The sequence below is a fragment of the Brachybacterium sp. AOP29-B2-41 genome (assembly GCF_052378395.1).
Taxonomy (GTDB): domain Bacteria; phylum Actinomycetota; class Actinomycetes; order Actinomycetales; family Dermabacteraceae; genus Brachybacterium.
In genome coordinates, this window is sequence record NZ_JBQSXR010000023.1 from 19400 (window position 1) to 41262 (window position 21863).

General features: G+C 66.8%; 19 protein-coding genes. 7 read left to right on the forward strand and 12 right to left on the reverse strand.

The features are described from left to right. Nucleotides 1-2: 2 nt before the first annotated feature. The 3 genes from ACT3T9_RS16610 to ACT3T9_RS16620 all read right to left on the reverse strand — a co-directional run bounded on the left by ACT3T9_RS16610 (nucleotide 3) and on the right by ACT3T9_RS16620 (nucleotide 4808). Nucleotides 3-1346 carry an ABC transporter substrate-binding protein gene (locus tag ACT3T9_RS16610; protein ID WP_444607089.1) on the reverse strand — a complete coding sequence of 448 codons (1344 nt, stop codon included), beginning with the start codon at nucleotides 1344-1346 and terminating at the stop codon, nucleotides 3-5. A gap of 41 nt (nucleotides 1347-1387) precedes the next feature. Then, on the reverse strand, nucleotides 1388-3793 hold the full coding sequence (locus tag ACT3T9_RS16615) for a hypothetical protein (RefSeq protein WP_444607090.1): 2406 nt from the start codon (nucleotides 3791-3793) through the stop codon (nucleotides 1388-1390). Nucleotides 3794-3869: 76 nt separating this feature from the next. After that, complete coding sequence (locus tag ACT3T9_RS16620) at nucleotides 3870-4808, reverse strand: glucuronyl esterase domain-containing protein (protein WP_444607091.1); 939 nt, start codon at nucleotides 4806-4808, stop codon at nucleotides 3870-3872. Nucleotides 4809-5075: 267 nt separating this feature from the next. On the opposite strand from ACT3T9_RS16620, the gene ACT3T9_RS16625 reads away from it, so the two are divergent. After that, entirely contained in the window at nucleotides 5076-6614 is a 1539-nt protein-coding gene (locus tag ACT3T9_RS16625) for a glycoside hydrolase family 3 protein (RefSeq protein ID WP_444607092.1), read from the forward strand. A gap of 30 nt (nucleotides 6615-6644) precedes the next feature. On the opposite strand, the gene ACT3T9_RS16630 is transcribed toward ACT3T9_RS16625, so the two are convergent. Genes ACT3T9_RS16630 through ACT3T9_RS16655 form a run of 6 tightly spaced genes read right to left on the reverse strand, consistent with a single transcriptional unit; the run spans nucleotide 6645 to nucleotide 12509 of the window. Then, the gene (locus ACT3T9_RS16630) at nucleotides 6645-7310 is read right to left on the reverse strand and encodes a class II aldolase/adducin family protein (RefSeq protein WP_444607093.1); all 666 of its coding nucleotides are present in this window, start codon (nucleotides 7308-7310) and stop codon (nucleotides 6645-6647) included. Next, the gene (gene otnK / locus ACT3T9_RS16635) at nucleotides 7307-8572 is read right to left on the reverse strand and encodes a 3-oxo-tetronate kinase (protein WP_444607094.1); all 1266 of its coding nucleotides are present in this window, start codon (nucleotides 8570-8572) and stop codon (nucleotides 7307-7309) included. The genes ACT3T9_RS16630 and otnK overlap by 4 nt, the downstream gene beginning before the upstream one ends. Nucleotides 8573-8629: 57 nt before the next feature. Further along, nucleotides 8630-9625, reverse strand: coding sequence for a DctP family TRAP transporter solute-binding subunit (locus ACT3T9_RS16640; RefSeq protein ID WP_444607095.1), 996 nt, complete (start codon nucleotides 9623-9625; stop codon nucleotides 8630-8632). Between the two features lie 25 nt (nucleotides 9626-9650). Next, nucleotides 9651-10910: a TRAP transporter large permease gene (locus ACT3T9_RS16645; protein WP_444607096.1), complete on the reverse strand. Its 1260-nt coding sequence runs from the start codon at nucleotides 10908-10910 to the stop codon at nucleotides 9651-9653. Between the two features lies 1 nt (nucleotide 10911). Then, complete coding sequence (locus tag ACT3T9_RS16650) at nucleotides 10912-11454, reverse strand: TRAP transporter small permease (RefSeq protein WP_444607097.1); 543 nt, start codon at nucleotides 11452-11454, stop codon at nucleotides 10912-10914. Continuing rightward, nucleotides 11451-12509, reverse strand: coding sequence for a zinc-dependent alcohol dehydrogenase (locus tag ACT3T9_RS16655; protein ID WP_444607098.1), 1059 nt, complete (start codon nucleotides 12507-12509; stop codon nucleotides 11451-11453). The genes ACT3T9_RS16650 and ACT3T9_RS16655 overlap by 4 nt, the downstream gene beginning before the upstream one ends. A gap of 142 nt (nucleotides 12510-12651) precedes the next feature. Between ACT3T9_RS16655 and ACT3T9_RS16660 the strand changes: the two genes are divergently transcribed. The 5 genes from ACT3T9_RS16660 (at nucleotide 12652) to ACT3T9_RS16680 (ending at nucleotide 19116) form a co-directional block, all read left to right on the forward strand. Further along, entirely contained in the window at nucleotides 12652-13371 is a 720-nt protein-coding gene (locus ACT3T9_RS16660; protein WP_444607099.1) for a FadR/GntR family transcriptional regulator, read from the forward strand. Between the two features lie 429 nt (nucleotides 13372-13800). Continuing rightward, the gene (locus ACT3T9_RS16665; RefSeq protein WP_444607100.1) at nucleotides 13801-14985 is read left to right on the forward strand and encodes a PucR family transcriptional regulator; all 1185 of its coding nucleotides are present in this window, start codon (nucleotides 13801-13803) and stop codon (nucleotides 14983-14985) included. Between the two features lie 152 nt (nucleotides 14986-15137). Then, nucleotides 15138-16379 (forward strand): lyase family protein, encoded by a 1242-nt coding sequence (locus ACT3T9_RS16670; RefSeq protein ID WP_444607101.1) that lies wholly within the window; start codon nucleotides 15138-15140, stop codon nucleotides 16377-16379. Continuing rightward, the gene (locus tag ACT3T9_RS16675) at nucleotides 16372-17541 is read left to right on the forward strand and encodes an NAD(P)/FAD-dependent oxidoreductase (RefSeq protein WP_444607102.1); all 1170 of its coding nucleotides are present in this window, start codon (nucleotides 16372-16374) and stop codon (nucleotides 17539-17541) included. The genes ACT3T9_RS16670 and ACT3T9_RS16675 overlap by 8 nt, the downstream gene beginning before the upstream one ends. Before the next feature lie 3 nt (nucleotides 17542-17544). After that, on the forward strand, nucleotides 17545-19116 hold the full coding sequence (locus ACT3T9_RS16680; protein ID WP_444607103.1) for an AbgT family transporter: 1572 nt from the start codon (nucleotides 17545-17547) through the stop codon (nucleotides 19114-19116). Nucleotides 19117-19199: 83 nt separating this feature from the next. Here the strand turns inward: ACT3T9_RS16680 and ACT3T9_RS16685 are convergent, their stop codons facing one another. After that, complete coding sequence (locus tag ACT3T9_RS16685; protein WP_444607104.1) at nucleotides 19200-20036, reverse strand: M23 family metallopeptidase; 837 nt, start codon at nucleotides 20034-20036, stop codon at nucleotides 19200-19202. Nucleotides 20037-20140: 104 nt separating this feature from the next. Between ACT3T9_RS16685 and ACT3T9_RS16690 the strand changes: the two genes are divergently transcribed. Then, nucleotides 20141-20599: a GNAT family N-acetyltransferase gene (locus ACT3T9_RS16690; protein ID WP_444607105.1), complete on the forward strand. Its 459-nt coding sequence runs from the start codon at nucleotides 20141-20143 to the stop codon at nucleotides 20597-20599. A 19-nt stretch (nucleotides 20600-20618) separates the two neighbouring features. Here ACT3T9_RS16690 and ACT3T9_RS16695 read toward each other — a convergent pair whose 3' ends face one another. After that, the gene (locus ACT3T9_RS16695; protein ID WP_444607106.1) at nucleotides 20619-20963 is read right to left on the reverse strand and encodes a hypothetical protein; all 345 of its coding nucleotides are present in this window, start codon (nucleotides 20961-20963) and stop codon (nucleotides 20619-20621) included. Beyond that, nucleotides 20960-21697 (reverse strand): hypothetical protein, encoded by a 738-nt coding sequence (locus ACT3T9_RS16700; RefSeq protein ID WP_444607107.1) that lies wholly within the window; start codon nucleotides 21695-21697, stop codon nucleotides 20960-20962. Before ACT3T9_RS16700 ends, ACT3T9_RS16695 begins: the two co-directional genes overlap by 4 nt. Nucleotides 21698-21863 lie beyond the last annotated feature (166 nt).

The following is a 21863-nucleotide window of genomic DNA, read 5'->3' on the forward strand; positions in this document are numbered from 1 at the left end:
CCTCAGCCGGCATCCTGTGCGGAGTCGAGCTGCTCCTGCCAAGCCGCCTGCTGGGTCTCCAGCACAGGGGCGGGATCATCGCCGGACCGCATGGTCTCCTTCATCGCCATGATGAAGTCCTGGCGGATCTGATCCGGGATGCCGGGCGGCAGCTGCACCGTCGTATCCACCGCATTAGGGAAGTTCTCCACCACGATCCGGCGCGCTTGCTCGGCCGGATCGTCTCCCGCCTCCTCCGTGAACAGCGGAGCTTCTAGCGTCTCCTTCGCCGAGGGGAAGATCGGGACCAGCTCGCAGAAGGCCAGCTGCGCCTCGGCGCTGGTCATGAACTTGATGAACGCTGCCCCCGCGGCGGGGTTCTCGGACTGTGCAGGGACTGCCATCGAGTGCTGTCCGGTCATCTGGTCGTTGCCGTTCTGATCACGCGGAGAGGTGGTCACGTAGATGTCCGCATAAGCATCCGGGGCGTCGTTCTGCAGCGTGGTGATCTGGCCGGGACCCATATCTGCCTGGAAGGCGATCTGGCCGTTGGCGACCGTCTGCGGCTCCTGAGCATCGAGCGCTGATGCGCCGGGGGCGATGCCGCCTCCGGCATAGGACTCCTGGAATCTGCTCACGAGGTTCGCGGCGTCCTCCGTGGCGAACGTCGCCTCGGTCAGATCCTCGTTGACGAATTCGACGCCCATCGCCTGCAGCCTGCGCATGCTCGGATCGGTGTTCGTCCCGTACACGCCGGTCGCCTCGTGCACCTCATCGGCGAGGTCCAGAGCCTCCTCCCAGGACTGTGGGGGACTGGAGGGATCGAAACCGACCTCGTCCATGGTCGACTTCCGCCATACGCCCACCAGAGTGCCCGAGTTGTACCAGGGGATGCCGTAGAGGGTGCCCTGCACTCGCAGCCCGTCCACCAGGCCCGGCTGGTAGACCGCCAGCTCCTCCTCGGAGAAGATCCCCTCGATGTCCGCGAAGGTGGTGGCGAGCTGGCCGAGGTTCTTCGAGTCGACATTGACCGCGTCGGGAACGTCTCCCGTGGTCAGCGCGGCCAGGTACTTGGTCTGCATCTCCTGGCCGGGGACGTCGACCCATTCGACGGTCACCTCCGGGTTTTGATCCTCGAAATCCGCGATGAGCTGGTCGAAGTAGGCCTGGAAGTTCTTCCTCAGGTTGATCGTCCAGAACTTGACGCTGCCCTCGAGGGGGCCGTCGTCTCCGCCGCCGCTCGAGGCGGCGCCGGACTCACCGGAGCCGCCTCCGGACTCCCCGCCTCCGGTGCTGAGGCATCCGGCCAGGGCGAGTCCTGAGAGGCCCGCGCCGGTGGCGAGCAGTGTGCGTCGGGTGGTGGTCATGGGAGTCTCCTCTGACTGGGTGAACACAGCTGACGTGGCGATCACAGCGCGGAGCATTGGCCACCGGCCGCGCCGCTGATCTGGTTGGTGGTCTCTCGCGTGGCCGGTGCGAGAGCGTTGCCGGTGCACTCCAGGGAACCGCGAGCGGTGGTGCCCGCAATGGTGAAGACTCCGGCCGTGTCCGAGATGGTGACGCTGCCTCGCAGTGCATTCCCTGCGCACAGCTCGGGGGTGGCTCCGATCCGGACCTCCGGGGCCCCGGTGATGTTCAAGGAGCCGCCTTGATCCGTGCCGCACAGCGTGATCGAGCCGTGGGCCGTCACCTGGCCGCGAATCTCGGAGTCGATGATCGTGAGCTCCGCACCGGAGTGCACCATCGTGCTCCCGTGGACGTCTGCGCCGATCACACAGGTGCGCCCCTCCTCGACCGTCAGGCTGCGCTGATCATCCGTGAGCACGACATCGCAGGTCGCGGTGTCGGTGGCCAGGAAGTCCCCGTGAAGCTCGCCGATGATCCTTCGCTCCACGCCGTCCGGATGGTCCAGCGGTGCAGAGAGGTTCAGGACGTAGATCAGCGAGCCGTCGAAGAACTGCTCCTGCACCATCGCCAGTCCGGCGGCCTGCACCTCCCGGATGTACTCCGGGCTCGGCTGGTGCCCGGGCACGTCGCTGGAGAGCCGTGAGGCGTAGAGCATGAACAGAGCATCGAAGCTCTCGACCTGCTCGGCAGAAGTGCCGTCGGCCTCATCGAGAGCCCAGCCCTCGAGATCATCGAACCCTTCACCCACGAGGCTGGTGCCGGAGATGCTCAGATCGTCCACCCACACGTGGCGAGCATGATCGTTCCCCACTGTGCGGAGGCGTACCGAGACCTCGGCCGCATCGGTACCGGACAGCGCGTCAGTGAGATCGGCCGTGTGCGTGCTCCACCGGGTGTAGCCGCCGACGGGGAATGAGGCGGCAACCGTCTCGTCGACGAGGAGCTCGACCACATGCTGACCGGCGGTGTAGCCGGAGCTCATGGCCTCGCCCACCTGCTCCGTCGCCCAAGCCTGCGATCCCGGATCATCGAACGAGGCGTTGTGTATCTCCGCCCCGGTCAGCGCGATGTCATCCAGGAAGATCTGACCGTCGTAGTTGCCTACGCCCTTGGCGTTGTGGAGCCGGAACGTGACCGTCGCGGTCTCGCCGTCCGCCACATGCGCGGTGACGTCCACGTCGAAGCCCTTCGGGCCGGCGGGATCATTGACGTCGCGTGAGGCGACGACCTCGCCGTTCACGAGCGCCTCGAGGACGTGATAGCCGGCCAGGCTGCCGTGGACCGCTCCGGTCCAGAAGGAGAGGCGGTGTGGACCGTCACCGGTCACCGTCACCTCCTGGGAGATGGCCGTGTAGTCACCGTTGGCGGTGGGGGTGTAGTTGGGGACCGAGAACTGGTAGCAGGATCCGTCCTCACAGGTTGGCAGGTAGTTGTCGTGGTTCAGCGCGATCTGGAGCTCGTGCTGCTCGCCGTCGGTGACATCGACGCTCGTGCTCGCGGTGGCGGCACTGTTGCTAGGTGCCTCCGCGAATGACGCCAGCTGCAAGCAGGTGTCGCCCGAAAGGCAATGGGTCAGGTCGCCGTAGACCTCACCCTCCTCGCGGACCTTCGACGCATCCGCGGTTCCCGGGTCTCCTGTATGCGCACGGTAGGGGAACACGACGCCGTCCAGAGCACCCCGGAAATGTGACGCGACTTCGAGTGACTGGTAGTAGACCACTCCGTGGATCGTGAAGTCCGGGTTGTGCTGCTTCGCCGCGGCGGACATCTGCTCCACGTACTCCGGGGTGAACGCGAAGCTGTATGGGCTGTGGTGATATAGCGTGTTGGAGTCGAAGTCGTCGATGAAGAGACCGCCGATGTTCGGATGCTCCTTCGAGAGCTTCGCGGTCTCCTCGGCCCAGGCGATGTAGTCCCAGCCGAACGGCGCGATCCCGGGTTCCTGCTCCGGGCGCGGGACGCTGGTGTCCAGGGCTCCGATCGACGGCGGCACCAGGTACGGGTAGACGTCGATGCCCCGCTCGGCGGCGGCATCGGCGAACTCAGGCATCCGGTCCCACTGCGACTGGGTGATCTCGAGCGGGCCGGCGGTGCCGTCCCCGTAGTGGGGGAGCCCGAAGATCGGGTACGCGTAGGTGTTGACCTTGGCCTCTTCGAGCGCATCGAGGGTCGCCTCGGCGTTCACCAGCTTCACACCTTCGGGGGAGGTCTCCTCGTGGTAGATCGGGGCGGCGAAGTCTCCCAGCATGGTGGTGTGGTGAGGGGTGCCGGAGCGTGCAGCAGCGACTGGCGCAGGTGCAGGTGCAGGTGCGGGTTCGGAGGGCGTGGCGAGGGCGGGGGCGGCGCCGAGTGCGAGTGCGGCGCCCGCGAGGAGGGCGGTCAGGTTCTTGATCCAGCGTGTCGTCATCACTGCTTCCTTGCAGGTGGTGGACCGGGGGGATTCGTCGAAGCGGAGGGTGGAGATATGGGCGGAGACCGGAGTGTCAGGGCATTGGGCTGCCTCTCGTCGGCGGTGCCTGGGCCGCTCGAGCGGCGGTGCTCACAGCGGTATCGAAGAACGTCAGAAAGTGCTCCCAGTCGATGGCGGTGACGTCGTGCGGCCCGTCGCGCTGGTGGTGGCCGAACGTTCCCTCTGGTGCGCGTTCACGGGCGCTCTCCACAGCTGCAAGTTCCCCGGCGGGATCTGCCGGGGCATCGTCCGCAGCGCTGGCCACATAGACGGGGCGAGGGGCGATCGCGGAGAGCAGTTCGTCCGCGCCGGGCCAAGAAGGACCTTCTTGGACGCGCTGCGGGAAGTCCTCACTGAACCAGTACGGGCGAACCTCCGCCATCAGCTCTGGGGTCTCAGCACCCGAGGCGGTTGACATCGACGCCCCCATGCACCCTGAATTGTTCGCGATCACGCCGGCGAACCTCTCGTCCTGCACCGCTGCCCAGAGCGCCGTCTTGCCGAGGCGTGAATGGCCGAAGGCGATGTGCTCGCTGCCGAGGGAGTGCTCGCGCAGCACGTCGAGGATGCGCTGCATCACCCACGCCCACAGTCCGATCCCGCCCCAGTCCGTCGCGCCAGAACCCTGCAGCAGAGGAAAGGCGCCGGTGGTGCGCAGTGCGGAAGAATCCGGCCCGAGCTGGAGATAGCACGCGGTGGCCAGGCCGACACCGTGCTCTATCAGCGTCGGCACCTGCCACCGTGAGGCATAGGAGCCCCTCGGCTGCGGATCTTCGGTGAAGCGGTCGTAGTGCAGTGGCCCGGGAACCTCCGACGGCACGGCGATCGAGGGATCGGTACTGACGGTGTGATTGCCGCGAAAGTTCAAGCCCACCATCAGCGGGACAGAATCGGTGGCAGCCGGAGTGAACACGGTCAGGAGCAGGGGATGTACTCCCTGCGGGGTGGAGAGCTCGAGCAGCAGATTACGCACGCGAGCAGTGCCTCCGAGACCGATCGCCGTGGAATGGATACTCACCTGCAGTGAGACCGGCTGTGCCGGACCCTCCCCATAGACGGCGCTGCGGAGGATCGATACGAGTTCGTCTCGATCTACTGTCGCCACGGACGGCTCCCTCCACCGGTTGCATAGTAGTGCTGTGCGTCACGGTAGAGGCTGGGCGTGCATTCTGCAACCGGTTGTAAAAATTGGTTTCAGAATCTACGGTGAGGGTCCACCGAGGAATCCGGGAGGACCCCGATGACAGTCCAATTCGACGAGCACGCTGATCGCAGCTGGGATGGCGCCACCCCTCGGGAGCGCCTTGCCCGATTGCTGTTGATCCGGTCTGACATGGACTCACGCGGGGCTCCCACCGAGCGGACCATCGAGGTGCTCCGGGCAGGAATCGGCGCAGTCCACGGACCACCCTTGCTGGAACGGGAGGGCCCGGCCGGGCCCACGGTCGCGAGGGACTTCAATGCGGAGATCCATCGGCTCAGCGCCGAGCACAGTGGAATCCCGGTGCTGATCGGCGCCAATGCTGAACGTGGCCTCTCCTACACCACGCGCACCGGCGGTACGGATGTGCCGTACGCTGCCGCGCTCGGAATCGCCGATCCGGCACTCTCAGAATCGGTGGGCAGAACGGTCGGCAGGGAGTTCGCCGCCACGGGATATGACTGGGTGTTCCAGCCGGTGATCGACGTGCGCACTGCCGTGCACGATCCGGTGATCGGGGTGCGTGCCTTCGGGAGCGATCCCGACACCGTGGCAGAGCACGGTGTCGCCTTCGTGCGCGGACTGCAGAGAGCGGGGGTCCTCGCCGCCGCGAAGCACTTCCCGGGCCACGGTGATGCCGAGGTCGACTCGCACCTCGGGCTGCCGATCGTCTCCAGAGACCGGGCTGATCACGAGAGCATCCACCTCGAACCGTTCCGCAGAGTCATCGACGCCGGGGTCGCCAGCCTCATGACCGCCCACCTGCTCCTGCCGGAGCTGGGGATCGACGAGATCGCCACCTTCTCCCGAGAGATCTGCACCGACCTGCTGCGCGGCGAGCTCGGCTTCGAGGGCCTCCTGGTCACCGACTCCCTGCGCATGGCGGCGGTCGCCGACAAGGCCGGATATGCCCAGGCGTTCGTCTCCTCCCTTCACGCCGGATGCGACGTCATGAACATCCGCTGCTGGCCCGATGAGGTCGATCCACTGCTCGACGAGCTCGAGCGCCTCTATGCCACTGGGGCGATCGACGAGACCGCAGTGCACACCGCCTTCGTCAGGGTGGTGCGTGCGTCGCAGCGCGCGGTGCCGGACCCAGGGCCCCTGCCCTCGGAGGACACCGGAACCTACACGGACATCCGCCTTCCCCAGCTGCTCGAGCGCCATGACCCGGGCGGTGAGCTTCCGTTGCGGCTCGAGCCAGCCTCAGTGCTGGGAGTGCTCGTCGACTCTCCGAGGGACACCGACGCGCCGCCCCTCTCCCTGCTGTCGACGCTCGAGGTCGTCGCCGAGTGCGAGGTGCGGCGCATCCGGGTCGAGCAGACCGAGGAGGTGGACGCCGTGCTGGCGGTCAGCTACGGGCAGGCAGGGCCATCGCCCACCGAGATCGAGTACATCGAGCGTGCTGCGGCGGCAGCTCGGCCGGCCGCAGCGCTGATCGCAGGGCCGCTGGCTGCTCTGCCATCGACGAAGCTTCCGACGGTCATGGTCCCCACCATCGACGTCTTCGGGATGGCATCCAGAGCAACTCTGGTGCCCGCGGTGGAAGCTCTGGTACAGATGACGGAGCACAGCTGAGTGGCCCCTTCCCCTCTGCGACGAGCCTCCTCAGGATGACGTGATTCGAGGCCCCCACGGTCGCCCGTTCCGTGCTGCCAGCTCTGCGACGGCCTCCTCCTCCAGCGCGCGTGCCTGCGGGATCTGCGCGAGGCTCACCGCGAGCCGGCAGGCATCGTCCAGCTCCACCGTGGCCGCGATCGCCTCGTCCACGGTCTCGGCGAACAGCACCAGCCCGTGGTGGGCCAGCAGAGCGGCGCGGAACTCCAGGTCCGCCTCGTCGATCAGTTCACCGAGGGCGGGATCTCCGGGATGCCGGTAGGGGATCAGCGGGAGGTTCCCGATCTTCATCGCGAAATAGGGGGCGTACGGCGGGATCGCGCAGTACGGGGTCCACGGCGGCAGGCAGGAGCTCTGCACCGCATGGAACGAATGGGTGTGGACCACCACGCCCGCGCCGAATCGTCGGTACATCGCAGCATGCATCGGCACCTCCTTCGACGCCTTCGCGCCGGAGACCTGCTCCAGGGCGCCGGAGGGCGTCGACGTGAGCACGCTCAGCTGTGCGGGATCGAGGGCACCGAGATCGGTCCCGCTGGGGCTGGCCACTACTGTGCCGCCCGATTCGCGGATCGAGATGTTCCCGGCCGTGCCGCGGGACAGCCCCAGCTCGACCAGTCGCCTGCCCAGCCGGGCGAGTTCCTCTGCAGTGCTCACAGTGCCTCCCATGCCGAGATGAACAAGTCATCGCTGCCGAAGTTCCCTGACTTCAGCAGCAGATTGCAGTCGCGGCCGCTGCTGTCTTCGTCGGCGGCCGGAGCAGTGCCGTGCACCCAGGAGACTCCCGGGTCCACCTCCTCGCCGAGTTCGAGGTAGCGGATGCCCAGGCCCGAGATGACGGAGCCGGACGTCTCGCCACCGGCGATCAAGAACTGCCGCACACCGCTGTCGTAGGCACGTCGTGCCAGAGCCGCCATCGTCGCCTCGACCCCCTCGGACTGCTCGCGAGTGGGCGAGGAGTCCAAGAGAGTTCCCGCGGCGGAGTGGATCAACACCGGTCGCGCCGGGTCCAGCTCCCACTGCTCGCGCGCCCAGGCGATCAGCTCCTCGGCCAGGACGTCCGGATCCTGAGCGACCCGGGAAAGGTCCAGAGCCTGCGACGGATAGGCATTCTCCCCGATACCGATCTGGCGGCGGGTGGCCGTCGAGGCACTGCCGGCGAGGATGAGACGATGCCCGCTGACCGTGCGGATCGGCGCGGGTCGGGCGCGGGTGGCCGGCGCTCCGAGTGCCAAGCCTGACCCGCCGGTGACCAGCACGTCATCTGCGGTGGCGGCGTTGATGATCTCCAGGTCGGTGTCGTCGATCGCATCGATGACCACATAGAAGGTCCCCTCAGCCTGCGCGCCATCCAACGCCTCCCGCAGGGCGGGGGCTCCCGCGCGCACAGTGGCCAGCGGGATCATTCCCACCGTGCGCGAGGTCTGTGCCTGCAGCAGGCGCACGACATTGGAATCCTGCATCGGGTTCAGCGGGTGGTTGCGCATCGGGCTCTCGGAGAGCAGCTGATCATGGACGAACAGATGCCCTTGATAGACGGTGCGGCCATTCGCCGGCATCGAGGGGACCACCACGGCACGCTGCGCCCCCACGGCATCAGCGAGAGCATCGGCGATCGGGCCGATGTTCCCCTCGGAGGTGGAGTCGAAAGTCGAGCAGTACTTGTCGTAGACCTGCACGCCCTCGAGAGTGGCGAGGTGGGTGCCCATCCGCTCGGCGACCTGCTGCGCGGCCGCGGGCGGGACCGAGCGGATCTTCACCGCGAACACGACCGCGTCCATCGGCCCGGTGATCTGCTCGTCACCCGCGGTGGGCTCGCCGAGCACCACCACGGTGCGCAGGCCTCGGCTGCGCCATGACCCCGCCAGGTCCGTCGCACCGGTCACGTCATCCGCTACTGCGGCAACCTTCAACGCCATCTCCTCTTCTCCATTCCTGCTGCTGGATCGTCTCGCTGCTGGGGTCAACTGCCGGGGTCAGCTGCCTTGGATCTCCTCGACCCATGACTGCACCGTCGGATCCGCCTGGTCGTACATCGGCAGGATCGCCTCCCGCCATTTCGGAGCGTCGATCTCGAAGAACTCCACGCCGGCTTCTTCGAGGAATTCGACGTTCTCCGCCGTCTCGTCGATGGAGGTCTGCCGATACCACGCCGAGACCTCTGCGATGGAGTCGTCGACCACCTGGCGGGTGGCGTCGTCCCAGTTGTCGTAGGTATCTCCCCAGGTCTGGAAGTGGAAGTTCCCGTAGAGGTGGTTCGTGTTGGTCACGAAGGGGGCCACCTCGAAGAACGAGTTGAAGCGGACGACGTCGATCGGGTTCTCCTGCCCGTCGATCGCGCCCTGCTCGATCGCCGCGAACACCTCCGTCAACGCCAGGGGAGTGGGGGCCGCCCCCAGCATCCGCCAGGTGTCGATGTACGTCTGTTGGGTGGGCACTCGCAGCTTCAGCCCGGCCGCGTCCTCCAGCGACTCCACGGCACGCATCGAGTTCAGCACTCGCGGGCCGCGGTACATGTCACCGAGCAGCAAGAACCCGCTGTCCTCCCGAATCTCCTGGATCATTCGCGTGCCCAGGTCCCCGTCCCAGACGGACAGGAACTGCTCCTCCGAGTCGTACAGGAACGGCAGGCCTTCTATGGAGGCGAGCGTGGAGTACCGCTCCAGGGAGCCCACCGATTCGATCACGAAGTGCATCGCACCGATCTCGGTGGCCTCCTGCATGTCCTCCCAGCTGCCGAGCTGGCCGGAGGGGAACACCTCAACGGTGATTGCCCCGCCGGAGCGCTCAGCGACCTCCTCGGCGAACATGTCCGAGGCGCGGTTCTGCAGGCTGCCCCCACCGTAGGTGTGTCCGAGCCGCAGCACTGACGGGGAAGGGTTGGCTGTGCCTCTCGCGCAGCCGGCGAGGGCCGTGGCGGTGGTGCCGACGGCCAGAGAGGTCAGCAGCGACCTCCGGGACATACGTCGCATGACGTTTCCTTTCACGGTCATCGGATCAGTACAGACCGAAGAGCAAGGGGGTGTAGCTGACCACCATCAGCAGGCCGAGAGCAGTGCCCAACCAGGGGAGGAGATCTCGGAGGCTCTTCTCCATGGAGATTCCTGCGATCTTGGTGGTGATCAGCAAGGAGATGCCCACCGGTGGGGTGATCAGGCCGATCGCCAGGTTGATCACCACGATCAGCCCGAAGTGGACGGGGTCGATGCCGGCGGCAGTGATCACCGGCAGCAGGATCGGGGTGAAGATGATGATCGCGGCGTTACCCTCCATCACTGATCCCACCGCGAGCAGCAGCAGGTTGATCAGCAGCAAGATGACGTAGGGGTTCGAGGTGATATCCAGGATCACTGCGGAGATGCTCTGCGGGATGTTCCCGACCACCAACGCCCACGAATAGATCTGCGCCATCGCGATGATCATCATGATCGCCGCGACCAGCATCAAGGTTTCCCGGAACACCTCCTTGATCTTCGCCACGGTGAGTTCGCGATAGACGACTCCGGCCAGCAGCAGCGCGATGAGCACTGCCACTGCCGCTCCCTCGGTCGCGGTGAATGCGCCGATGCGGATACCGCCCAGCACCACGACCGGGATCGACAGCGACGGCAGTGCCTTGCCCAGTGCCGCAAGTGCTTCCCGCCCGCTCATCCGCGCTTCGGAGGGGTAGTTGCGCTTCTTGGCGATCAGCCAGCCGGTGACGATGTACACCGCCCCGAAGCCGAGGCCGATGTAGAGGCCATGGAAGAACAGATCCGAGATCGAGACCTCGGCGGTCACGCCGTACAGGATCAGCGTGATCGAAGGGGGGATCACCAGCGCGATCGTGGAGGCGGTGGCCGTGACCGATGCGGCGTAGCCGGGGGAGTACCCACGCTGTTTCATCTGTGGGATCAGCACGCGGCCGACGGAGCCCGCATCGGCCACCGCGGATCCGGAGATTCCGCCGAAGACCATGTTGGTGACGACGTTGACGGCGGAGAGGCCGCCCTTCATCGGGCCCACCAGGGCGTAGGCGAAATCGATCAGGCGCCGCGTGATGCCGCCGGCGTTCATGATGGCTCCGGCCAGCACGAACAAAGGGATGGCCAGCAGCGGGAATGACCGCAGCCCGGAGAGCATCCGCTGTGAGGCGAGTGCCAGTGGCACATCGGTGAAGATCCCCAGCCCCAGCAGGGAGGCCAGTCCGATGGCGATCGCGATCGGCAGACCGATCACGATCAGGAGGATGAACCCTCCGATCAGTACGTACCCCATGTCAGATCATCTCCTCTTCCGGAGTGTGGGTGAGCTCCGGCGAACTCTGCTGGATCTCACCACGGGCCAGGAGCACGATGCGCTCCAGGGCGTAGAGCCCGGCAGCGAAGCAGCCGATGGGCAGGGCGAGGTACATGATCAACAGCGGGATGCCTGCCCCTGTGGCCATGGTGAGGCCGGGCAGCACCTGGCGGGCAGCCGAATCGAACAGTCCGAACGCGGCGGCGCCGATGGCCACGAAGGTTGCGCCGACCACGGCGTTCAGCAGAATCTGCGCCCACCGCCAGCGGGCACCGGCCAGGCGCTGCACCAGGAACTCCATGGAGATGTGTTCCTGATGGCGCACGCCCAGCGGGATCGCCAGCATGACGCACCATACGAAGCCGAGAGTCGCGACTTCCTCGGACCAGCTGGTGGGGTTGTTCAGAACGTAGCGCAGGAAGACCTGCAGCAGGATGACCCCGACCATGACCGTGATGGTCAGCGCCGCGAGGACGAACAGGATCTTCTCGAGCCGGTCCAGGATCGTGGTGAAGGTCCTCATGGCACCATCACCAGCTTCAGGATGTCCCCGGGACCCTCCGCTGCCATCGTGGTGATCAGCTCCGCGCCCTCTTCGAGGGACGTGGTGCGAGTGACCAGCAGCTCTGCGAGCTTCGGGTACCGGGCCAGGATCTCCAGTGCCTCGATGAAGTCCTCGCGCACGTACATCGCGGTGCCCAGGAAGGAGATCTCCTTGACCTGCAGCTCGCCGACGGGAACGGTGTGACCGGTCTTGAACACCGCGACCTGCACGATGGTGCCTCCGGTGGCGACCGACTCGAAGGCGGTCTCCAGCAGTGCGGGCACGCCGGCGGCGATGAACACGGCGTCATAGAGGGCGTCGGGGCCGGTCTTGAAGGTGCTCGGTGTGTGGACCGAGGTTGCGCCCATCTCGATCAAGGTGGGGGCGAGGAACTCGCGAGGCTCGACCACGTCCACCGTCTCCACACCGCGGGTGCTCAGCACCCGGGCGATCAGCGAGCCGATGGTGCCGCCGCCGAGCACCAGCGCCCGCCTCACCGAGCCCAGATCCACCCGGCCCACGGCATGGGCGGCGACGGCGATCGGCTCAGCCAGAGCCAGGTGCTCGTCCTTCACCTCCGCGGGTGCGGGGATCAGGGTGTACTCGGGTACGGCGACCAGATCCGCGAAGGAACCGTCCCATTCGCTGATGCCGAGCATCTGCTTGCTCGGGCAGAGGTGGTAGCGACCGGTACGGCATTTCTCGCAGCTGCCGCAGACGCGCTGCGGGTCGATCACGACCCGGTCGCCGGGCTGTGCGTCGGTGACGCCCTCGCCCACGGCGTGGACGATGCCGCCGGCCTCGTGGCCGGAGATCAGCGGTGGTCTGCGGAAGATGTGCGTGCCGCTGAGGGCGGAGAGATCCGATCCACACACTCCGGTCGACGTCACCTTCACGACCACCTCGCCGGGCCCGGGGACGGGCTCAGGCAGGGGGACGACGTGGGCTCGCCCCTCGACTTCGAAACGTATACCGCGCACTGGGCCCCCTCGTTGAGCTTCTTTGATCAGCGAATTCAGCCCACCGGGCTGCATCCGGTAGGAGAGTATCCGGTCATACCAGTTGGCGCAAGCGGTGCGCTGGAGCGACCTCAGCGGAGCCTCGGCGGGCTCTCGAGCCCTTGTAGACTGCCGTGGAGACACAGGGGGTGGGTGTATGCAGGAGCCGGGTCATTCGTTGCCCGCGGCGAGCCCGCTGGTGCGCCAGCCGCGGCTCTCCGACCAGGTTGCACAGCAGCTGCGTGAACTGATCGATGCCGGCAAGATGCGCCCCGGCGATTCCCTGCCCTCCGAGCGTGAGCTGTGCGAGCACTTCTCCGTCTCCCGCACCGTGATCCGTGAGGCCGTGAAGACCCTCACTGCCAAAGGGTTGGTCACCTCTGTGCCTGGTTCTGGGTTGATCGTCGGCACTACCACCATCGAGGACGTCGCCGAGATCTTCGACTTCTACTTTCGAGGCGAGCCGGACCTGCGCTATCTCGACCTTCACGAGGTCCGATATGCCCTCGAGCCCGCCATGTGCGCCCAGGCCGCGAAGAACATCACCGACGAGCAGATCGCCGAGCTGCTCGCCCTGTGCGACGAGCTGGAATCCCTGACCGTCGACGATCTCGTCGACGCTTCGCGCAACGATGCCGTTTTCCACCGCAACATCGCCGTCGCCTCCCAGAACAGCTACTTCGTGATCATGCTCGACGCGCTAGGACGGTCACTGCTCGATACCCGGGTCGCCACCTTCTCGATGGACCCGCAGCGCCTCACCACGGTGGCCGCCGCCCACCGAAAGATCGCCGAGGCCATCGCTGCTCACGACACGGACGCTGCCGCGGAGTCGATGCGAGAGCATCTGACCGAGGTCGTGGAGACGTGGAACCTCTGGACTCCACAGACGGAATAGTGCCGGGCCCGCCCTCGCTGAGTGCGATGGGGAGCAGTCCCCCAGTGAGCTCCGGCGAATCCGTGACCGAGGTGCGGCGACACCGCACGTGTGCTCCCCCTGGACTTGATCCAGTGGATGTCGGGCTTGTCGAAAATCCCATCGGTTTTGCGAGTAAGAACGCCGATCCGTGCGTAAGGGCTCAGACCAGCAGTGGCGGATGCTCGCGCGTCGGATGCTGGTGATGCCAATGGAACTGCAGGTGCCGGGGGTGTGCGCAGGGGGCAGGGTGAGGTGTCCTCACGTGTTGGACCACAATGCGCCCACCCGCCCCAATGGGCCAGACTCTCCGAAAACTGATCCCTCCTGCCATGGCCGGCCCGCCGAAGCGTCGCCCGCAGGATGCGGCCCCACCCACCACGACGACGTCCCGAGGGGGCACTTCCCGGCATGCCGATCCGATATTTCGCTCTGGACGAGCTGGATCGTGACGCGCTGATCGAGCGTGTGCTCGAGCGCTCGCTCGCCGAGATCCCCGATCTGCGCGCGCTGCCGGAGGACGTCATCGACTCCGATGTGCGGCCGATGACCCGCTGGCACACAGAGTTCATCCGCTCGTCCCTCGAGGCGAGCATCGAGCCCAGCCAGGAGATCTTTCGCAACAGCACTGTGCGTCGGATCCGGCAGGGCGTCTCCGTGCAGTCGCTGATCCGCTACTACGAGCTGTGGGCCGAGGAGTTCTGGACGGAGCTCTCCCAGGGGCGGGGCGAGATAGAGCCGGCGATGGCGCTTCGCGTGGCCTCCCATCTCGCCACGCACCTCGAGACGGCCCGTGAGGCCGTCTCGCGGATCTATCTCGAGGAGACTGCCGGCTCTCGCACCTCCGGGCAGCGCCTGCGCCCCGATCTGCTCGATGCGCTCGTCTCCACACAGGAGTCGGACGACTTCGTAGCCCGCGTGCTCATCACCCTGCAGATAGATCTTGAGGAGCCGCATGTGGTGATGGTGCTGCGGCATCGGGGCAAGCGCGCTCCGCGGCAGCAGGATCTTGAGCTGGCGCTGCTCGAGTCCGTGCGGATGCTCGAACGGGCCCCCTTCTTCGTCGTCGCCAATGGCATTCGCCATGACGACGTCGTGCTCATCACGACGCTCGGCGACCACGCCCTTGCCGAGGCGGAGGAGGTGGCGCACGCCGTGGCCACGCAAGTTCCGGGCTTCTCCGTGGGCATCAGCGGGGCACTCACGGGCACCGGCGCGATCGGCCGCGGCTACCGCAGCGCCCTGACCGGGATGAGCATCGCCCCGGGCGTCGCCGAGCACCGGGCGTACACCGCCCGGGACGCGCGGCTGAACCGAATCTTCCGCCATGGCGAACTCGCGGACGCGCTGCGCGGCGACGTCGTCGGCGCCCTCGAGCAGTACGACCGCGAGCACGGCAGCGACCTACTGCTCACCGCCCGCATCTTCCTCCACACGAACTTCAACGCGAAGCTCACCGCGGAGCATCTCCACCTCCAGCCGAACACCGTCCGCTACCGCCTGGGCCGGATCCGTGAGCTGACGGGAAGTGATCCGCTCACTGCCGACGGCATCCTCGAGATCATGGTCGCCCTGCGCTCCCAGGGCCCTTCCTGACGGTCGGCGTACTGCCTGTATTTGCACAAAACGCAAACGGACGTCGAAGAGTCTGTGCCGTTGACGAGTGAGATCTGTGCAGGTCAGGCCTAGCCTGACTCGACGTGATCCGCACCACTCGGTGTGGCGGAGTTTAGAGAAAGGCCGCTCAAGTGACCGAAGTCCAGAGCCCCGTGGGAGCGACGACTGCGCGCTCCCTCGCCCATTCCCCGGTGGTCGCCCAGCACCTGTACGACTACCCGGAGCTGGTGGTCTCCTTTGCACGGATCAAGCGCGCCGCGGCGCTCGCGAACCAGCATCTCGGTGCCCTGGACCCGGCGCTCGCCGCCCGGATCATCGGCGCCTGCGACGAGCTCATCGCAGGTGAGAATCACCGCTCCTTCGCGCTGCCGATCATCGCTGCCGGCGGCGGCACCGCCTCGAACATGAACGCCAATGAGGCGATCGCGCTCGCCGCCAATCGCGACAGCGCCGACGGCGAGACACCGGTCCACCCGAACGATCATGTCAACCGCGCCCAATCCTCGAACGATGTCTACCCGACCGCGCTCAAGTTGACCCTGCACCCGCTCACGATCGCCGCGGCCGAGCAGCTCGAACGCCTCGCCCAGACCTATCGCGCGAAGGCCGCCGAGTTCGACGGCGTCGAGCGCCTGGGACGTACCGTCTGGCAGGACGCGGTCGTGGTCCCGATCTCCGCCACCCACCGCGGGCAGGCCGACGCGATGGACCGCCTCGCCGCAGGGCTCCGCCATGCGGCCACCACTATGCTGCGCATCCCGTTGGGCGGCACCGTGCTCGGCACCCGCGTCGGCAGCAGCGCGGAGTTCGCCGAGCTCGCGATCGCCGAGCTGCGGGAATCCACCGGGCTCGACCTCGAGCAGTCGCCGAACCTCATCGACGCCTTCGCCCACAGCGACTCCTACGCCGAGGTCGCCCATGCAGCCGCCCGCGCTGCGCTCATCCTGCGGAAGGTCGCGCAGGACCTGCGCGTGCTCAGCTCGGGACCCCGCGCCGGACTCGGTGAACTGCACCTGCCCCGGACCCAGGCCGGTTCCTCGATCATGCCCGGGAAGGTCAACCCGGTGATCCCCAATATGGTCATCCAGTACTCCTTCGGCATCCAGGCCGCCTCCCAGATCGTCGCTGACGCAGTCGCCTTCGGTGAGCCCGACATCAACGTCAACGGCCCGGTGATCACGAGCGCCCTCTACCCGGCGCTGCACCAGCTGCGTGAGATCGTCCAGATCCTCGACGAACACTGCGTTCGGGAGATGACCTGGGACCTCGAGCGCGTCATGGCGAATACCCAGGGCTCCTATGAGGGCGCGATGGGCGTAGCCGCAGCCAGCGGTTACGACGCCGCGGTACGGGAGACGGCGGATCATGTCTGAACCCGTCACTGCAGCAGCATCCGAGGTAGCGACCGAACTGACGGAGACAGCCGAGCAGGTTGACGTGATCGTCATCGGCGCCGGCGTGATCGGCGCCGCGATTGCGCTCGAGCTGCGCCGCGGCGGCGTGGACTGCCTCGTGGTCGACGCCCACATCCCCGGCCGTGCCGTCTCCGAGATCAGCTTCGCCTGGGTGAACGCGAGCACGGACAAGACCCCGCGCTCCTACCGGGAACTGAACCTGATGGGGCTCGAGGCACATCACCGCCAGCACGACGCCGGCGAAGCCCCGTGGTTCCACCCCACTGGTGCCCTCGAAGTCGAGACCGGAGGCCACCTCGGTGCAGGCTCGGTATACGAGGGCGGCGCCGCCGACGCGAAATACGACGACCTCGACGGCCGTGCCCCAGCGGTGTCCCTCACCGCTGCGGACCTCGCTGACCGGGAGCTGTCCGCAGAGATCACCGGGGGCACTCTGTTTCCCCGCGAGGGATGGGTGGACGTCGGCCATCAGGTTCACGCCTCACTCGCGGCCCTGCCTGCGGGGCGGGTGCTGGCACCGCTCGCCGCCACTGCGGTGACCACGTCGACCGACGGCCCGAGCGTCACCTTGGCCGACGGTCGGGTGCTCCGTGCCCGTCAGGTGGTCATCGCCAATGGAAATGGGGCACCCGCTCTGATCGACGGACTGTGCCCCGGACTCTCCTTGCTCGAGGACGGGGCGGAGAGCGAGCACGTCGGCCTCAGTATCGAAACCTTCCCGCTGGAGAATCTGCCCACCTCGGTGCTGCGCTCCCACGGGGTCTCCCTCCGCCCTACCAGGGATGGGGGAGCGGTGATCGCCGACCACGCCACCGCAGCCTCGTTCTCACTCTCGGACCCCGAGCTGCTCGACCTCCCCGCAACTCTGCTCGCGAGGGCGCAGGCCCTGGTGCCGCAACTTGGCGAGATCAGAGCCCGCAGCGTACGGATCGGGCCACGGGTCTGGCCGCGTGATGGGCGGACCGTCTGCGGCTGGCTCACCGAGGGCGTGTACGTCGTCCTCACCCACAGCGGAGTCACCCTCGCCCCGTACCTCGCGCAGTGCGTGCACCAAGAGCTGCGGGGCACGGATGTCCCCGAGCTCGTGGATTTCCGACCTTACAGATTCCAGAAAGGCTGACCGATGACTGCAGAGCTCGACAAAGACGCCGACGCTCCGTCCGAGCGACCACCAACTTCCGGCGGAGGCACGGGGATCCTGGCGAAGTTCCTCAACACCATCGAGGTGGTGGGCAACAAGATCCCGCATCCGCTGTTCCTGTTCGCCGCTCTCATTTTCGCTGTCGCAGTTGCGAGCGCCACCCTGGCGGCCTTCGGGGCCGGGGCCGTGGATGCTGCCGGAGAGCGTGTTGAGGTGCGCAGCCTGTTGTCCATCGAAGGCATCCGCATGGCGGTCGAGACCTCGCTGGACAACTTCATGACCTTCAGCCCCTTCGGCACCGTGCTGGTGATCATGATCGGCGTCTCCGTCGCGACCCAGAGCGGATACTTGCAGGCACTGCTCATGGGCGTGGTGCAGAAGGTCCCTAAGAAGCTCGTGACCTTCGCCGTCTCCTACCTTGCGATGATCGCGCACGTCGCAGGCGACGCCTCGTACGTGATCATGGCCCCGCTGGGAGCGATCGCCTTCTACCTGGTCGGCCGCAACCCGATCACCGGTCTCGTGCTCGCCTACGTCTCCGCCGGAGCGGCCTATGCCGCAGCGCCGTCCGTCACCCCGTCGGATGCCACTTTTGCGGGCCTGACCACCGAGGCTGCCCAGCTCATTGAACCCGGCTACCACGTCAGCCCGATCGACACCCTCTTCTTCACAGCGGCTTCTTCATTGGTGCTGGCGCTCGTGCTCTCGGGCATCACGGAGCTGATCATCGACAAGCGAGTCGCCGCGCTTGGGCCCATCGACCAGCTGCCGGACTATTTCCAGAATCTCGACCGCAGCGGCGAGTCCAAGACGCCGCGAGAGCGCCGTGCCGTCGCGCTCGCCACCGTGGTGTTGTTCGGATTCCTGGCGCTCCTGCTGATCTCGATCATCCCCAGCTGGTCGCCGCTGCGCACTGCAGAGGGGTCCCTCGAGGGGGCGCCGGTCTTCGCGGGTATCGCAGCGATCAGCGCCACTATGTTCATGGCAGCTGGGGTGGTCTACGGGCTGGTCTCGGGGAAGATGGCTTCTCTGCAGAAGGACCTGCCGAAGTTCATGGCTCACGGCGTCGTAGAGCTGGCCCCGATGATCGTGCTGTTCTTCATCATTTCCCAGTTCACGGTCTACTTCAAATGGACGAACCTCGCCCAGGTGATGTCCATCGAGGGCTCCACCTGGCTGCAGAACGTGGACATGCCGATCCCGCTGCTACTCGCCCTGATCATCGTTGTGGTCGCCATCCTCGACCTCACCACACTGGGCGGCGCGGCGATGTACGCGATGGTCGGGCTGGTGCTGGTACCGATGCTCTTCAGCGTCGGCATCGATCCCGAGACCACGCAGACCGCCTACCGCATCGGTGACAGCTCGATGAACCCGACGAATCCGATCAACCCCTACTTCCTCTGGGTGGTGACACTGTTGAAGAAGTACATCCCCAGCGCGGGCATCGGAACGCTGGCTTCGATGACCATCCCGATGGCCCTCGGGATGGGCGTGGTGTGGATGCTCTTCTTCCTGCTCTGGACCGGGCTGGGGATACCGCTGGGGCCGTGAGCTGAGCGGCAGTGACGACAGGGCGACCGCCTGGTGCCTAGACTCCGTGGCAGGTCCGGCGCGATGACTCCGCCCTTTTCCGGTCATTCCACCACGAACAGCTCCTCGTTCGCCGGCACCCCTCGCCTCGGAGCACCGTCCTCGCCGCGGTACTCCCACTCGAACGGCAGGCCGTGCGCGGTGGTGATGTCTGGGCTGTCCATCAGCTGGAAGTGCACGTGCGGGTCCGAGGAGTTGCCGGAGTTGCCGCACTCGGCGATCTGCTGCCCCGCGACCACCCGCTCGCCGGCCGCCACCTGCAGCGAGCCGCGACGCAGGTGCGCCAGCACGGCCACCACGGTGTCGTCGGGCGTGCTGTCGTCGGCGTCCACGCGGAGCAGCACATGGTTGCCCAGCAGATGCCGGGGCGCGCCCAGGCTGCGTACGAAGCCCTCGAGGAGCATGACGATCAGCCCCAGCGGGGACAGGCGCGTGAGATGGTCCCGGCTCGTCCCTCGCGCCGCGACCACCACGCCGTCGAAGGGGGCGAGCACCGGCCTGCCGAAGGACGGGAACTCCTGCGGGCGGCGCATCTGCGGCCACAGCCAGTCCATCGCCCGCGGTGAGGCGCCCGGCGGCTCGTGCGTGATGTCTAGGGCGTAGGTCTGGGCGAGGCCGTGCATGTGCGAGGGGACCTTCGAGGCGGGGGAGTTCAGGCCCCGCCACCGCCCGGCCACGGGCGTCCCGATCAGCAGCGGCTCCCGCTCCTGGGTCGGGCGCTGGCGGCGAGCACGCAGCACCTGCCCCGCCATCCCCAGCACCAGCAGCGAAACGCCCGCCAGGTACAGCGGCCCGATCCCGTCGCCGAACGAGACGGTCACGATGATCAGCACCGCGCCGAGCGCGATTGCGGGACCGGAGAGGCGGAGCAGAAGAGCCACAGGGCTTCCTTGTCACGAGAGGGGCGGGCTCCCTGCACCGTACGTGCCGCGGGCCGCGCGGAAAACCCGTGGCCGCGATGACGGGCCGCGGTTACGGTCGGGACATGGACCCCGACGCCTTCGTCCCCGCCGATTTCGTGCCGCCCACCTCTCTTGTGCGCGAGCATTTCCGGCTCGAGCCGCTCGGTCCCCAGCACAACGAGGCCGATCTCGCCGCCTGGACCTCGAGCGTCGCGCACATCCGCGCCACCCCCGGCTACCCCGACGGCTCCAGGCCGCCACCCGAGGGCATGACCCCCGAACGCAACCGGCAGGACCTCGAACGCCACGCTGCCGACTTCACGGCACGCCGAGGCTTCACCTTCACCGTGCTGGATTCGGCAGGCGGCGACGTGATCGGCTGCGTGTACATCTACCCGACTCCCTCGCCCGAGCATCACGCGGAGGTGCAGTCCTGGGTGCGGGCCTCCCACGCGGAGCTCGATACGCCGCTGGCAGACGCCGTTGCGCAGTGGCTCGCCGAGGATTGGCCCTGGGAGCGGGTGTACCGCTACGAGCGGTGAGGGGGAGGGCTTGCGGCAGTCAGTCGCGGGCCGCAGGCGGCGACGGCTGGTCCCAGATCTTCGCGTACTCGTCAGCGACCAGCGGCCAGATCTTCTCCCGTGCTTTTTCCAGCGAGCTCATCCCCTTTGCGGTCTCGCCGGTCAGCACGAACTCGTGGGGGATGGGCCGGCCGGCAGCGTCCTTGCGTGCTTCGGGGTCGGTGAAGCGCAGGGCAACACGGTCGCCGAGGCGCCGGAACGCCTGCGACTGGTCATCCAGTCCGGAGAACACGTCCTCGTAGTCGATCAGCGGATCGGCGGATCCGCCTGACCGGAGGAACCGGAATCCCCAGGACTTCCCTCGGGTGGCCCAGATGAGGCTCATCGGTTGCTCCGGAGCAGGACCTGGTCTTCCTCGCCCTTCTCGAGAGCGAGCAGGAAGCCGGTCAGCACGGCTGTCATCTTGTGGTTCTTCGCCTTGGCCTCTTCATTCACCTCGGCGAGCTTCTCCCCGGCGAGGTCTGCCATCTTCGTCAGATAGCCGCCGGTGAACAGGATGACCGCGTACTTCGAGATGAGGCCCACTGGGCCAGGAAGCGGCACTCTCTTCAGTAGCTTCGCGAAGGGTGCGAGGACAGCGAGGGTGGTGAAGATCGTCTGCGAGTTATTGAGGATCTGCTGCGCGACCCTGGCGGGGATCTCCTTCTTCTTCGCCCACCGCACATGACGCTCGAATGGCAGCGCTGCAGCGAGAGGGAGAAGCAGGTTGATGCCGATGCGGTCGGAGACATCGATCTTGCCGGGGGTGAACTTCGCGGAGGACAGCACGATGAAGTCCTCGCCCACCGAGAGCGCGGCATCGCCCTCGACCATCAGCGCGATCGTGCGGCGAAGCTCGGCCATGTGCCCGCCGGCCTTCTCGATGAGAAGGGTGCTGAAATCGTGTGCCGTCATGTCGGGTAGGAGATCCGCCTTGGACAGTGCCATCACCCAGATCCGGGGGAACGTGATGAGGGGCTTGTCGTCTTCGAGCAGGTCGTCGCGAAGATTCAGCAGTCCGGTGTTGAAGTTGGCGAAGAGCGCCTGCAGGTAGCGGTCCTCCTCACCGGCGTTATCCACCAGCTTCTGGCCGTCGACCAGAAGCAGGGCGACATCAGAGGTGAGCAGGGAACGGAAGGTCTCGATGCGACGGCGACCTTCCTCGGCACTGCTGGGCTCCTGTTCGAACCACCCACCGGGGTAGTCGTGCTACACCACCCGGAGAGCATCGAAGGGAAGCTTTTCC

Bases quoted from the DNA above. Each gene is read 5' to 3' on its own strand.
- ACT3T9_RS16610 (WP_444607089.1), bottom strand. From the start codon at position 1,346: ATGACCACCACCCGACGCACACTGCTCGCCACCGGCGCGGGCCTCTCA.
- ACT3T9_RS16615 (WP_444607090.1), bottom strand. From the start codon at position 3,793: ATGACGACACGCTGGATCAAGAACCTGACCGCCCTCCTCGCGGGCGCC.
- ACT3T9_RS16625 (WP_444607092.1), top strand. From the start codon at position 5,076: ATGACAGTCCAATTCGACGAGCACGCTGATCGCAGCTGGGATGGCGCC.
- otnK (WP_444607094.1), bottom strand. From the start codon at position 8,572: ATGGCGTTGAAGGTTGCCGCAGTAGCGGATGACGTGACCGGTGCGACG.
- ACT3T9_RS16640 (WP_444607095.1), bottom strand. From the start codon at position 9,625: ATGCGACGTATGTCCCGGAGGTCGCTGCTGACCTCTCTGGCCGTCGGC.
- ACT3T9_RS16645 (WP_444607096.1), bottom strand. From the start codon at position 10,910: ATGGGGTACGTACTGATCGGAGGGTTCATCCTCCTGATCGTGATCGGT.
- ACT3T9_RS16650 (WP_444607097.1), bottom strand. From the start codon at position 11,454: ATGAGGACCTTCACCACGATCCTGGACCGGCTCGAGAAGATCCTGTTC.
- ACT3T9_RS16655 (WP_444607098.1), bottom strand. From the start codon at position 12,509: ATGCAGCCCGGTGGGCTGAATTCGCTGATCAAAGAAGCTCAACGAGGG.
- ACT3T9_RS16665 (WP_444607100.1), top strand. From the start codon at position 13,801: ATGCCGATCCGATATTTCGCTCTGGACGAGCTGGATCGTGACGCGCTG.
- ACT3T9_RS16675 (WP_444607102.1), top strand. From the start codon at position 16,372: ATGTCTGAACCCGTCACTGCAGCAGCATCCGAGGTAGCGACCGAACTG.
- ACT3T9_RS16680 (WP_444607103.1), top strand. From the start codon at position 17,545: ATGACTGCAGAGCTCGACAAAGACGCCGACGCTCCGTCCGAGCGACCA.
- ACT3T9_RS16690 (WP_444607105.1), top strand. From the start codon at position 20,141: ATGGACCCCGACGCCTTCGTCCCCGCCGATTTCGTGCCGCCCACCTCT.
- ACT3T9_RS16695 (WP_444607106.1), bottom strand. From the start codon at position 20,963: ATGAGCCTCATCTGGGCCACCCGAGGGAAGTCCTGGGGATTCCGGTTC.